This is a genomic window from Seleniivibrio sp. (assembly GCF_021209385.1).
In the GTDB taxonomy this organism is placed as follows: Bacteria; Chrysiogenota; Deferribacteres; order Deferribacterales; family Geovibrionaceae; genus Seleniivibrio.
Genome location: NZ_JAJOIL010000007.1, coordinates 1 through 12,822, shown reverse-complemented (window position 1 = coordinate 12,822; position 12,822 = coordinate 1). Strand labels below are relative to the sequence as shown.

10 protein-coding genes and 1 pseudogene are annotated in these 12,822 nt (G+C 48.5%); 6 read left to right on the top strand and 5 right to left on the bottom strand.

Features of this window, described 5'->3' with window-relative positions; genetic code table 11:
• Nucleotides 1-65: 65 nt before the first annotated feature.
• The 4 genes from anfK (at nucleotide 66) to LRY47_RS01820 (ending at nucleotide 3,297) form a co-directional block, all read left to right on the top strand.
• The gene (gene anfK, locus LRY47_RS01835; RefSeq protein WP_295221971.1) at nucleotides 66-1,457 is read left to right on the top strand and encodes a Fe-only nitrogenase subunit beta; all 1,392 of its coding nucleotides are present in this window, start codon (nucleotides 66-68) and stop codon (nucleotides 1,455-1,457) included.
• Nucleotides 1,458-1,528: 71 nt separating this feature from the next.
• Nucleotides 1,529-2,008 carry a pyridoxamine 5'-phosphate oxidase family protein gene (locus tag LRY47_RS01830; RefSeq protein ID WP_295221968.1) on the top strand — a complete coding sequence of 160 codons (480 nt, stop codon included), beginning with the start codon at nucleotides 1,529-1,531 and terminating at the stop codon, nucleotides 2,006-2,008.
• A 13-nt stretch (nucleotides 2,009-2,021) separates the two neighbouring features.
• Complete coding sequence (gene anfO / locus LRY47_RS01825; RefSeq protein WP_295221965.1) at nucleotides 2,022-2,723, top strand: Fe-only nitrogenase accessory protein AnfO; 702 nt, start codon at nucleotides 2,022-2,024, stop codon at nucleotides 2,721-2,723.
• Nucleotides 2,716-3,297: a gamma-glutamylcyclotransferase gene (locus LRY47_RS01820; RefSeq protein ID WP_295221962.1), complete on the top strand. Its 582-nt coding sequence runs from the start codon at nucleotides 2,716-2,718 to the stop codon at nucleotides 3,295-3,297. Before anfO ends, LRY47_RS01820 begins: the two co-directional genes overlap by 8 nt.
• Before the next feature lie 53 nt (nucleotides 3,298-3,350).
• On the opposite strand, the gene LRY47_RS01815 is transcribed toward LRY47_RS01820, so the two are convergent.
• The 4 genes and pseudogenes from LRY47_RS01815 to LRY47_RS01795 form a co-directional block, all read right to left on the bottom strand.
• The gene (locus LRY47_RS01815; RefSeq protein ID WP_295222193.1) at nucleotides 3,351-4,139 is read right to left on the bottom strand and encodes an NAD(+)--dinitrogen-reductase ADP-D-ribosyltransferase; all 789 of its coding nucleotides are present in this window, start codon (nucleotides 4,137-4,139) and stop codon (nucleotides 3,351-3,353) included.
• Nucleotides 4,136-5,688: pseudogene (locus tag LRY47_RS01810) on the bottom strand (sigma 54-interacting transcriptional regulator). The gene LRY47_RS01815 and the pseudogene LRY47_RS01810 overlap by 4 nt, the downstream one beginning before the upstream one ends.
• 334 nt (nucleotides 5,689-6,022) lie before the next feature.
• Nucleotides 6,023-8,029, bottom strand: a complete 2,007-nt coding sequence (locus tag LRY47_RS01800; RefSeq protein ID WP_295221955.1) for a TonB-dependent receptor — start codon at nucleotides 8,027-8,029, stop codon at nucleotides 6,023-6,025.
• An 80-nt stretch (nucleotides 8,030-8,109) separates the two neighbouring features.
• Nucleotides 8,110-9,129: an AraC family transcriptional regulator gene (locus tag LRY47_RS01795; RefSeq protein ID WP_295221953.1), complete on the bottom strand. Its 1,020-nt coding sequence runs from the start codon at nucleotides 9,127-9,129 to the stop codon at nucleotides 8,110-8,112.
• 133 nt (nucleotides 9,130-9,262) lie between these two features.
• Between LRY47_RS01795 and LRY47_RS01790 the strand changes: the two genes are divergently transcribed.
• Nucleotides 9,263-10,312, top strand: a complete 1,050-nt coding sequence (locus LRY47_RS01790; RefSeq protein WP_295221950.1) for an AraC family transcriptional regulator — start codon at nucleotides 9,263-9,265, stop codon at nucleotides 10,310-10,312.
• A gap of 84 nt (nucleotides 10,313-10,396) precedes the next feature.
• Nucleotides 10,397-12,469, top strand: a complete 2,073-nt coding sequence (locus tag LRY47_RS01785) for a TonB-dependent receptor (RefSeq protein ID WP_295221949.1) — start codon at nucleotides 10,397-10,399, stop codon at nucleotides 12,467-12,469.
• 105 nt (nucleotides 12,470-12,574) lie between these two features.
• On the opposite strand, the gene LRY47_RS01780 is transcribed toward LRY47_RS01785, so the two are convergent.
• The coding region (locus tag LRY47_RS01780; RefSeq protein ID WP_295221947.1) for a transposase at nucleotides 12,575-12,822 on the bottom strand (248 nt) is incomplete at its 5' end.

Genomic DNA, 12,822 nt, shown 5'->3' with positions numbered 1-12,822 from the left:
ATCAATCAAATCCACCCCGACCCTCCTTTGCTAAAGGAGGGAGGAAGCGTAATTAGGAGCTAATTATGTCATGTGAAATAAAAAGCAAAAAAAGAGCAGGTATAATCAACCCTATGGTCACCTGCCAGCCGGCGGGCGCGCAATATGCCAGCATAGGCATTGAAGACTGTACGGCAATAGTTCACGGCGGTCAGGGCTGTGTCATGTTCGTCCGTCTGCTGTTCTCACAGCACCTTAACGAAAACTTTGACATCGCATCCTCTTCACTCCACGAAGACGCGGCGGTTCTCGGTGCGGTACACCGTGTCGAGGGAGCGGTTGACGTTCTCCTTGAACGTTATCCCCATGTCAAGGTCGTACCGATCATCACCACCTGTTCAACAGAGATCATCGGTGACGACGTGGAAGGCGTTATCAGAAAACTTAAAAAAGGTCTTCTGGCAACAAAATACGCCGACAGGGAAGTTCATCTCCTCCCTGTACACACCCCCAGTTTCAAAGGCTCCCAGACATCAGGTTATGACGCTGCTGTCACAGCTTTCGTAAAACACTTCGCAACTAAAACTGACGAGTGCAACGGCAAGCTGAACCTCATCACAGGCTGGGTCGATCCTGGCGATGTTGCCGAACTGAAACACCTGCTTAAAATGATGGATGTGGATGCCACCGTCCTTTTCGAGATAGAGAATTTCGACTCTCCCCTTATGCCCGACAAGAGCGCTGTCTCCCACGGCACAACAACAATTGAAGATATGCAGGGTACTGCGAACGCCATAGGCACAATCGCGCTGAACAAATACGAAGGCGGAAAAGCCGCCGAGTATCTCCGCGACAAGTTTGAAATACCCACAATCATAGGTCCTACACCTATCGGTATAAGAAACACGGACACGTTCCTTAAAAACGTTTCAAAGCTCACCGGAAAACCTATCCCCGAATCTCTGGTGCGCGAACGCGGAAAAGCTATCGACGCGCTTCAGGATCTCGCGCACATGTTCTTCGCCGACAAAAAAGTGGCAATCTACGGACATCCGGATCTTGCCATCGGTCTTGCGGAGTTCTGCCTCGACCTTTCAATGAAACCCGTACTTCTGCTGATAGGCGACGAGAACCCCAACTATGCCAAAGACCCGCGTCTGCTCGCTATCAAGGAACACGCGGAATTTGACATGGAGGTCATTACAAACGCCGACCTCTGGGAGCTTGAAGACAGAATAAAGAACAAAGGACTTGAGGTTGACCTCATCCTCGGTCACTCAAAAGGACGCTACATACCTGTGGATAACAACATTCCGATGGTAAGAGTGGGCTTCCCCGTATACGACAGAGCAGGTTACTACCGCCACCCCAAAGTGGGTTACAACGGCGCTGTCTGGCTTGCGGAAGAGATGGCTAATGTACTTTTCACCGACATGGAGTATAAGAAGGACAGAGAGTGGATTCTCGCCATGTGGTAAGGTTTGCTTTGCGGCATCCCTTTTCACCCCGGATGCCGCTCTTTTTTAAATTATTATTCGGAGGAATTGTTATGCACCCTAACCACGGACCAATGAGAAGAAAACAGCGCGAGATAACCGACACGGCGGAGATAGCCGAGATACTTAAAAAAGGACAGGTGATGAACCTAGCCCTTGCGGACAACAACATACCGTTCACCGTTCCAGTCTTTTATGCTTACGACGGCGTAGCAGTATATTTCCACTCTGCTCTTGCAGGAACGAAAATAGAAATAATGAAAAAGAACAGCCTCGTCTGCTTCAGCGTTTCAATTGACAACGGAGTGGTTGAAAGCGATAAGGCGTGCGATTTTGAAGCAAAACACAGAACCGTCATCGGGCTTGGAAACGCAGTTTTCGTTGAAGACGAGGCGGAAAAAATAAAAGCGCTGGATATGATAGTCGCGCTCTTCACCGACAAAAAGTTCGAGTACCCTCTCAACAGCCTTAAAGGCACAGCGGTGATACGCATCGACATTGAATCCATCAAGGGTAAGAAACACGGCATATAATGCGAGGTGACCCATGCGTCTTGCGGCATACGTTGACCCCGAAAACACCATTACGGGGCTGAAACAGAAAGGGAGCGTAAGGCTCTATGATCAGATTGAGGACGAATGGACGGAGGTTGCAGACCTCTCTATGGATGTGAACGAGGCGGAAGACCTTGAACAGCTCCAGTCCATCATTAAAGATACCGTCGGTATGTTCGGCGGCTGCTCGGTACTGATCGCCGAGGATATGACAGGCGTTATGAACGCCATACTTGAAAGCGTCGGCATAAAAACATGGCGCTCCGAAGGGAACGTTTATGACGTTCTCGGATACGTCGCCTCGGAAGAGGAAAGAGAACTGCTGGAATCTATGGCAGTCGCTCCCGAGCCCCTACTGCAAGGCAGTGAATGTGCCGGAAAATACCACATAAATCTTGTGGAAACACTTAAAACATACACGAAGCTGAACTCAAGGGAGATACTTCTGCCGTTTCTCATGAGGGGCGGATACAAAAGCCTTGAGATAATATGCGAACACGTCCCGAGATGGCTGGAGAGTGATGCGGAAAAACTGAACGTTACAGTACATTCAAAAACACTCAGTAAAAACGGAATCCGCGTCATTGTGGTTCCGAAAGACGGCGGAAACTCCGCCTGTTCTTCATGCGCTCCGTCCGTTCCGCTCAGTTCGTGCGGCGGCGGAAGCAGACGCAAAGGAGGCTGCTGTGGTTGACAACTATTCCAGAGACTGTAGGCTATATTTCGCCTATGGCGCAGATATGTTTGAAAAATACATCAAAACCAGATGCTTCGCGCCGGAGTTCGTTGCCGTTGCAAAGCTGACAGGACACAGGCTGGCGTTCTTCGGCTATACCCACATATGGGACGGCGCGCAGGAAACACTTGTGCCGGACAAAAAACAGGACGTCTGGGGCGTCGTTTACAGAATGTCCTCATACGAAGGGCTTGAAATGGATGCATATCAGGATGTGCGGCTTGACGGGGCGGGACAGTATTTCCACTATCCGGTCGTTGTGACAGACGTAAACGGAAACAGCCATTACCCACTTATGTATAAAAAGAATATGCTCGGAGTGGAGCTGCCCCCCTCCAGACCGTATATGGATATCATCATTGCAGGCGCGCAGGAAAAAGGGCTTCCGGCGGATTATATTGAAGGGCTGAAAAGCCGCAGTACAAGAACCCCGAAATATGAAGTTCCGCTGCCAACTATGCCCAGAAGGGTTGAGTGCGCCGGATGTGACGACCTGCTTAAAAAAAATAGTATGAGATCGCGTCGTCGCTGAAGCTCCTCGCGAAGACAATTATTCGTCTCTGCGAGCGCAGCGCGGCAGTCTCATTAACGCATACTTTTAACGCGGTATTCGCCGCCGATTATCATATACTCGTTTTCGCCCTTAAGGATGCTTCCGGGCAGAAGCCCGCTGAAATAAAATATCTTTGAGGGCGGAACAAGCGTCCGCCAGACCGTGCGTCCAAACTCCCATGCGCGTTCGGACTGGTCTGTGAAAGAAACTAAATTATTAAGACGTACGATTTGCTCCCGTCCGCCGAGCTCTTCCAGAATTTCATATTCTTCCGCATCGTGGGTTCCCCTGAACAACGTAAAGAGCTCAGGACGGGGGCGAAACTTTCTCAGCTCGAACTGACAGTATTCGTACAGCAGGTCGAGCTGGGAATCTATGGCGCTGGTGTGAACGCTTCCGTTCATCGCATCCACCATATAGCGGTAATATTCGTCCGAGTTCACATCGTTTATGCAGGCATTGTGGTATGTTGGGCTGATGCCGATACGTCTTTCAACCCAGTGTTTGAGAACGGCTCCGGCGATGGAGTTTGAATCTATCATCCAGCCTTTCAGAAAGCGCATATAACTGTTGCGGATACTCATTCTGGCGGCATCGGTGTTCTGCTCCTCCCAGTGGTGCAGGTGAAACCTCACCGACATATAATCCATAAAGAACTGCGCCCTCTCCTCCCTGTGCGGGATTGCGTTCAGCTTCGCAAACAGGAAGCGGTTATTCTCCCTTACCCCCTGAATCTCTATTGTCTGAGGATTTTCATTGAAATGCCTCGACGCAATGACCCACGGCGGCAGATTGCAGTAGTTGAAAGACCCGTATCTCAGCGGAACGTCCTGTAATCTATTTTGTATTTGGCAAGCCGCAGACCGAATATCCTGCGTGTCACGCCAAGTTCTTCGGCGGCTTCGGATATATTTCCGTTGTGGGTTTTGAGCGCTTCCACAAGCATCTCATACTCAACCGCGGCAAGTTTTGCCTCAAGCCCGCCCTGAGAAGCCGTGTCCGAAAGCACCGGTTTCTGAAGCGAAGGCGGAAGGTTATAACCGTGTATGACCTCATCCTCCGAAAGTATCACCGCCCGCTCGATGGCGTTTTCAAGCTCCCTCACGTTGCCCGGCCAGTGGTAGCTCATCAGCATGTTTATGGCAGGTGTGGAGATGCGTTTCACCTTTTTCTTCTGCTCTTTTGAATAGTGTGCCACAAAGTGATCGGCAAGGATGATTATGTCGCTGTCCCTGTCCCGCAGCGGCGGTATTGTGATGGGAAAGATGTTCAGCCTGTAATACAGGTCTTCGCGGAAGGTGCCGTTTGTCACCATATCCGACAGATTGCGGTTTGTGGCGGCTATGATGCGTATATCCACCTTAACAGGCTTGTTGCTTCCCACCCGTTCAAACGTCTTTTCCTGTAAAACACGAAGCAGTTTCGCCTGCATGGCAAGCGAAAGCTCGCCCACCTCGTCCAGAAAAATTGTGCCGCCATGTGCCTCTTCAAAACGCCCGATACGGGGCGCAACGGCGCCTGTGAACGAACCCTTTTCGTGACCGAAAAGCTCGCTCTCTATGATATTTTCAGGAAGCGCCGCACAGTTGAATTTAACGAACGGACCTTCCGAAAGGGGACTGTTATAATGTATCGCGCCTGCCACAAGCTCTTTGCCTACTCCGCTTTCGCCCAGAATAAGCACGGTGGTCTTTGTGGCAGCTATCTTGCCTATATAGTTATAAACCTCTGTCATGGCTTTTGAATTGCCTATGATGTTGGACGGTCTGAACCGCTTTTTAAGAGCGTCGTTAAGGCGCTTGTTCTCCCGCTCCAGCATAGGCTTGTCGACGTTCTCCATGAGGTACAGATCAACCACAGGGGCTATGACCCCTGCGAAGGTGGAGAGCAGTTCGACATCCTGTTCAAGAAGTTTTGCGCTGTCGTATATCCGCTCCGCGCTTATAGTGCCAAGCACCTTCTGCCCGCGCTTTATGGGAACGCAGATAAAGGAGAGCTCCTGATCTATGCCGTATTTAAGTTCGCGGGTTCTGTGGAGAAAAGTCGGCTCGTCGCTCACGCGGGACAGCATGATAGGCTTTCCGGTCTCGGCAACCTTACCCGTGATGCCCTCGCCCATGTCATATATACCTTTGACTCCTCCGCTTCCGTCAATCCGAAGCTGTCGTGTATAAAGATTCTTCCGGTGCGCTGGTGGCAAAGGCATATCATCCCGCAGACCATCTTCATTTCGCGTTTCATTATGCGGCGGAGGATTATGAGAGTGTGTGAAAGGTCGGAGCTTTCCGCTATGACGCTGCTCATCTGATAGAGCAGAGGAAAGACCTTGGCACGACATTCATGGCTGCGGCACTTGTTCACCGCCTCCACATGTGACTGTATTATCTGACTATTATTCTCTTTGAACTCTGTCTGTTTGCTCTGTTTATTTCCGCACGGCATTGAATTTTCCTCGTTCCTATGTTTAGAAAATAAATCAAAGCCCTGCCTTAAACCGTTGTATTTTCTAATATCTTTCAGACTTGCACAGGTGTCAACATGCTTTTTGCCGCGGAAATCGGTGTAATATACTTTTAAATAATGGATTATTTCTTATATGGCTGATACTGCTGTGATGTTTTATTAAAAAACCGAATATGCAATAATGAAAATAATAATGCATAGAAAAAGTGCGCCACAAAGAGTGCGGCGCACATATGATTTATCAGAATCTGTAGTTCATATTCACGCCGATGGTTCGAGGGTCGCCTGCCCTTGCATACCATTCGCCGCTCATCTCGAAAGCTCTTGTTGCGTATGCCTCATCGAACAGGTTTTTCGCCCAAAGATACACGTCGAAACGTTCCGTCTCATAGCCTATCTTGGCGTTGACCACCTGATATGAGTTCTGGTGCATAGAATTCTCTGAGTCATACTCTATCTTTCCGGCACCCGTCATTTCGGTGTTCACAAACCAGTTGTTAAGAAACCTTAAAGTTGTTCCGACGTTAAAGGTATTTGCCGGAACGTTCGGAACCTTGTTACCGGAATAGTCACCCGAAGTGGTTTCATAGTCCTCAAACTCCGCGTCCACAAAACCCACGCCGGCATAAACTTCCGCCCAGCCGACAGGGAGATATCTTATCTCCGCCTCAAAGCCCTGACTTTTCGCTTCCGCCGCATTCTCTATCACAAAGTCAGGATAGGAAGGAAGTTCAACCTGCATATCCGTCCAGTCTATGTGGAACACGGACGCGCTGACCATCATCTTCCTGTTCAGAAGTTCCGCCTTAACACCCGCTTCATAGTTCCATGTGAACTCGGAATCATATTCCCTGCCAACGTCGGAGTTCAGGTTAAAGCCACCGCTTCTGAAACCTCTGGATGCACTGACGAACGCCCTGAAATTATCTGTGAAGTTATAGGTTACGGACGCCTTGGGAAGAACCGCGTCAAATGACTTGTCTGTGGAGCCGTCTGTGTCGGTGTAGCCGATCATATTTCCGCCCGACCAGCGGTAGTCAAAATCCTTCTGTGTATTCTCATATCGAAGACCCGCCGTCAAAACGAATTTCCCGACTGTATAGTCAGCCTGTCCGTACACAGCCGCGCCTGTGGTGTCCGTATCGCCGTATCTCATGGAAAGAACGCTGTAGGCTATCATATCGAAACCGACCACCTGTTCCTCTTTCTCCTTATAGAAATACAGACCGGATGTGAATCTGACGGGAGATGCAGTGCCTCCTGACACATATCTGAATTCCTGACTGAATGAATCGGTCTTTTTATAGGTGGAAAGCTCCATCATGTCATACGAAGTAAAGTCGAGATCGTTAAGGCTGTCATATTTCTCGTTCCTGAAACTGGTAATGGACGTGAATTTCCCGCCCTTTCCGTCACGGTCAGCTTTCAGCGATATTCCGTATGCGTCCCGCTCAACACTGCCAGGCTCGTTCACGTCAACATCGAAATCGCCGTCCTTAACGCTGTCGAAAGTGCTGAACTCGGCATAGTTGCTGTCGTATTTCTGCCCGTCGATTTTCAGCCCTATCTTCCATGCACTGTCTGGAACAAGCGTAAGGGCAAGCTTGCCGTCGAATGCAGTTGCCTTGTCAACGTCGTCCGAACCGTCATATTTATTCTCAAAATAGCCGTCTGTCGATGTGTATTTCAAAGCGGTGCGGACAAAAAGCCTGTCTTTTACAAGCGCCCCGTTGCCGCTGAAATTCGTTTCGTAGGTGTTGTAACTGCCGTATGAAGCGCCGAGTGAGCCGCTCCATTCGTTTGATGGTTGTTTTGTGATGATGTTGATAACGCCAGCCTCGGAATTTCTGCCGTATATGGTACCCTGCGGACCGCGCAGAACCTCTATGCGCTCAACGTCCAGCAGGTTTATATCAAACCCGGGATAGTAAACGTCGTCCACATAGAAGCTTAAAACGGGACTGCCCGTCATAAACGATGTGATGCCTCTCACAGACGCCATATTCTCATAACCGAGCGGCCCCATTTTGGTGAGATACATGTTCGGTGTGCGCTCAAAGACATCCTTGGTCTGGGTGATGCCCTTGTCCGCAATACCCTGATCAGTAAATACAGTTATCCCCGCCGGCACGGACTGCACGTCCTGCGACATCTTATTGGCGGTCACCTCTATGGGGTCGAGAACCACCTCTTCCGCCGCCGCAGAAACGGCTATCAGCAGGAAGACTGCTAAAAATAATCTGCTCATCTGAACCTCCGTTTGTTCAATGAAGCAGAGTATATTTTCCCGCCGCCTCAATTCTACCTGCAAAGGGAGCAGAAATAATGCTAAACGGAAGTACCGACGGCATGACTGCCCAGTTTGAGCTTTATGTCCATAAGAAACTTGCCCGGTGTTACGCCGAAATATTTGCGGAATACGGAAATGAAGTGGCTGACGTTGGTATATCCGATGCTCCATGCCGCCTCACTGACGCTGGTTCCGCCGGATTCCAGCATTTTCCGTGCATTATTCATCCTCTGCTGGGTCATATATCCGTTAACGGTGGTGCCGAACACCTCTTTAAAGCCGTTTTTCAGTTTAAACTCGTTGATGCCGGCCCGTTTTGCTATCTGGCAATGAGAGAGCGGCTCGCACAGGTTTTCGTCTATCATAGATTTTATGCTGTAAAACTTTTCCAGATCCCCCGGCTGTATACCGAAAGAACCTGCACTGCGGCGCAGAAGGATATCCGAAAGAATAGTGTATATAAGCCCGTTGGCAAGGTTGGCTATCACAGGATTTCTCAACGGCTTCATGTGCCTGCACTCGGCTATGCTCTTCGCCGCCGCCTCGACAGAAGCCGTCTGAGGCAGTTTTACAAATCTGTTGCGGCTGTCTGTTATAACAGAGAATACCTCCGGTGCATCCTGTATCTTAAGCCCGTACACCCTTTCGAGTATCATTTCAAACACAGACGGCTCAAAAGACAGCTTAACCATTTCAACAGCCATTCCGGCAGGTTTATGCAGAAACCCCGTCTCCACAGCTGCCGTACCAGCCATGACATACCCCGCCTGCGCATGGTCGAATCCCATTCCGCCGCTTTCGGTCTTAAATCTGTATTCCAGTTTGCCTTTCAGCCAGCACTCAAATGTCAGAAGCCCGCCGCGCACGTCAAAGCTGATGTCCACCGCCTTTTCTGCGGGGATGCGCAGAACATAGAGTATCACCCCCGGCTGAACGTACACTGTCTCTATATACTGTCCGAGATTTTCATGTTTGAGTATCGGTTCAGGTATGGTCTGAACTGACACGGCACCGTTTGAGCCGATATCCATAACAACACTGCAAGAAGAACAAGCCATAAAACGCCTCCCTTGTATACGGATTATAATATCAAGTGATTTTGATAGTCAATATCATTATTTTCTTGACACGGACAGCAGTATCGTATGATAATTATTATCAAATTATTACGCTGTGCGGGAGGATGTGAGGATGCAGGAAACTTTCCCCGTTATGAATATTGTGACAGAAAAGGACGTGGCTGTTTACAGGCTCAGAAACAGCGCGGGGGAATACGACAGTATCAATGTCAGCAATCACATTTTCAGAATGTTCGGTTTAAGCAAATATGTCGAACAGCTGCAGATACAAAGCGGGCTTTATGTCTACATTATAGACATCCCTTCGGAAGTCGAAATGGTCATGGAATACGATGTCAGCGAGTGTCCCATCGGTTTCGGCATAACTCTGGAATCGGATCTGATATCCTTTTTTCACAAGAACGGAAAAGAGATTATGACAGAGAATAAAAAGAGCAACTCTCTTATCATTTCAAAATCCAACAACACTTCCGGCAGAACCATAAAAACCAAAGGCAAGCCGACGCAGGCTGTAAGCATAGCGTTCGACCGCAACTTTGCCAGAGTGCATTTCAAAGACGAAATGCACCTTGTTAGGGAAGATATGCTGGACTATTTCGGCGACAACGACAGTTTTTACGAAATATCAGTTCCGGCATCACCTCTCATGCTTGGCGCGGCAAGGTCAATACTCGGCTGTTCGCTGGCATCTCCCAAGAGGGAGCTTTTCATAAAATCAAAGGTTTTCGAGATACTCAGCAGCGTTTTTTCAGATTTTTTCCTGACAGGTTGTGAACAGATAAAAAAATCCGTTCTACAGCCGGGAGAAGTGGACAAATTACGCGACCTTTGCGGGTATATCACCGAACATCTTGATACTCCGCCAAGCATAAGCGAGCTGGCAAGGCTTTCAGGCATAAACGATTTCAAACTCAAAGCAGGCTTCAAAGAAGTATTCGGCGTAACGGTATACGGTTTCATCCAGACAGAGCGCATGGCAAAAGCAAAGATGATGCTTGAAACAGGCGAATACTCCGTAAGCGAAATAGCGTGGACGGTGGGCTATACCAACGTCAGCCACTTCATAAAGGCCTTCAAAAAACACTTCAACGTTACCCCCGGGCAGATGCTGTTCCATGTCAAAAGCGACATAACACAAAGCCGAATAAGGTACTCCGTTTAAAACAACTTTCAATCCGTTTGAGAGCAGAGAAAACATAACGGAAAATGTACGATGAAAATGCCTAATATTCAGGAGGTTAGAACTATGAGGCATTTTCGGATTATTGGCGTCATGGCCATTTTGACGCTGTTATCAAGCGTTTGTTTTGCAGATGATCTGCAGCTTGAGACAATTACGGTTACTGCGGAAAAAAGGGCGGAGGACGCACAGAAGGTCGCCGCACCGATGAACGTTATGACTGATACGTTCGTTCAGGACGCAGGGATGAACAATATGGCTGATCTGGGCAGATATGTCCCGAACGTCATGATAGATACCAACTGGGGTCTGAACCAGACATGGATAGTTTCCAGAGGTATGACATCCAACGAGTTTCTGGCGGCAAGCCCTATGGTTATGAACGTCGACGGACTGCCCAGCGACAGCAACTTCGGTTATAACTTCACGTTCGAGGACATCGAACGCATTGAAGTTCTCAGAGGACCGCAGGGAACCCTTTACGGCAAAAACGCCATGAGCGGTGCCATCAACGTCGTCACCAAAAAGCCGTCGAATATCTACACAGGAAATATCGGGTTCACCGTTGAGGAACGCGACACTTTCAGGACAAAGTTTGCCGTTTCAGGTCCAATACAGAAGGATAAGCTGTATTTCGGACTTTCAGGCGGATATGAACAAACCGACGGATATATAGAAGACAAGACTCCCGGCGGAACCAAGCATGTCGATCAATCGGAAAAATACTACTATTCCGCAAAACTGCGGGCAACCCCCACACAAAAAAGCGACATAATGCTGAAATACACCCACAACGACGCGAAGGGTGTCAGCACTCCCACTGTTTTTTCCGACACCCCCACATACGATATTTACAGCGGGTTCGACAAAAGCAGATATGACGACACAACATCAAAAACCGACACGTTACAGCTCAATATGGATTTTGCTCTGGACAGTGTGAACATAACATCCGTCAGCTCGTACAAAAATGTGGATACTGATGAAGTTATCCTTATGGGTTATCAGTCCGGCGCATACATAATGGGACAGCAGGATTTTGAATTGCCGACGTTTTCTCAGGAGTTACGCTTCACCTCATCGGATAAAAGCCGCATAAAATGGCTCGGCGGGCTGTATTACGATAAAAGCAAAATGGACGTGAACGAGATGTCCAGCATGTACGACTATATTGTGACAACCTACAAATATAACTGGAAACCCGTTACGGATTCAACCACCGCTGCCGCTTTCGCAGAAACAACGCTTCCGCTCTTTTCCGACAAATTAGCACTGACTCTGGGCGGCAGATATGAAAGAACCGAAAGGGAGATGGACTACAGACTTATCATGTCAGCAGGCGGAACAGTGATGTCGGACGACAGCTACACAGTTGACAAGGACTGGTCTGCCGCTCTGGGCAAGATGTCTCTGACATACAGCCCCTCTTCTAACATTAACTTTTACGCGCTGGTGTCGCAGGGCTACACACCCGGCGGTTTCAACTATACAACTGCCGACAAAGACCATGCATCTTTCGACGAAACAAAATCTATGAACTATGAAATTGGTATGAAATCCAAATTTTTCGACAACAGAGTGATGTTCAACGCGAATATCTTCCACACCGATTACGATGACATGCAGGTGCTTGAGGTGCTTTATTCATCCACCATCTTCGCAGTTAAAAACGCGGGTAAAGCACACACCACAGGTATAGAGGCGGATATTGCTGCGCGGGTTGCAAAGGGACTGGATATCTTCGCCACAGCGGGTCTCATGGAAGCGAAATATGATGATTTTGTCGTCGATTCAGTGAACTATGACGGCAAATATATGATAGGCGCTCCGAAATTCACAGGTACGGCGGGAGTATCATACAGACATTCCACAGGGCTTGTGGGCATATTCGATATCAGGCACACAGGCAGAACCTATTATACAAAGGCAAACACATCTGAAAAATCCGTTGATGCATACGAAATAATGAATGCAAAAATCGGATATGAATCGCAGAAGGGATACGAAGTGTATCTGTTCGTGAGGAACCTTGGAGACAAGGAATACTTTACATGGATGCGCGACGGCGGTTCAGGCACAGCGTTCAACTATATGGGTGAACCAAGAACCGTTGGCATGGAAGTGAATTACAGATTTTAAAGAGAGAGGCTCCCCTCGGGGAGCCTCAGATTGATGACAAACGCCGTATTTCTTGAGAAGTACGGCGTTTCTTATTTTCTTGCCTCATAATTCTGTTTTTCCGATTTATATTGCAGCCGAAAGCTGGTTTTCATCACTAATAACCCATATTTCAATCATTTCTCTGAAATATATAAGCAAATATGACAGCACAAGGGCTATCTTCTTCATATTCTGCACTGCTGCCGAAAGAAGGCACTGCTCAAATACTTTACCTATTCCACGCATCCGGGCATAGCGGTGACCGTGAAGCTCCTTCGCATCCGCAAAGCTGCGCTCTACCGTCTCCTTACGCCTCCCGTATATCTTCTTAC

What these genes read in the sequence shown, in the direction of transcription:
- anfK (WP_295221971.1), top strand. Translation starts at nt 66, where the DNA reads ATGTCATGTGAAATAAAAAGCAAAAAAAGAGCAGGTATAATCAACCCT.
- LRY47_RS01830 (WP_295221968.1), top strand. Translation starts at nt 1,529, where the DNA reads ATGCACCCTAACCACGGACCAATGAGAAGAAAACAGCGCGAGATAACC.
- anfO (WP_295221965.1), top strand. Translation starts at nt 2,022, where the DNA reads ATGCGTCTTGCGGCATACGTTGACCCCGAAAACACCATTACGGGGCTG.
- LRY47_RS01800 (WP_295221955.1), bottom strand. Translation starts at nt 8,029, where the DNA reads ATGAGCAGATTATTTTTAGCAGTCTTCCTGCTGATAGCCGTTTCTGCG.
- LRY47_RS01795 (WP_295221953.1), bottom strand. Translation starts at nt 9,129, where the DNA reads ATGGCTTGTTCTTCTTGCAGTGTTGTTATGGATATCGGCTCAAACGGT.
- LRY47_RS01790 (WP_295221950.1), top strand. Translation starts at nt 9,263, where the DNA reads ATGCAGGAAACTTTCCCCGTTATGAATATTGTGACAGAAAAGGACGTG.
- LRY47_RS01785 (WP_295221949.1), top strand. Translation starts at nt 10,397, where the DNA reads ATGAGGCATTTTCGGATTATTGGCGTCATGGCCATTTTGACGCTGTTA.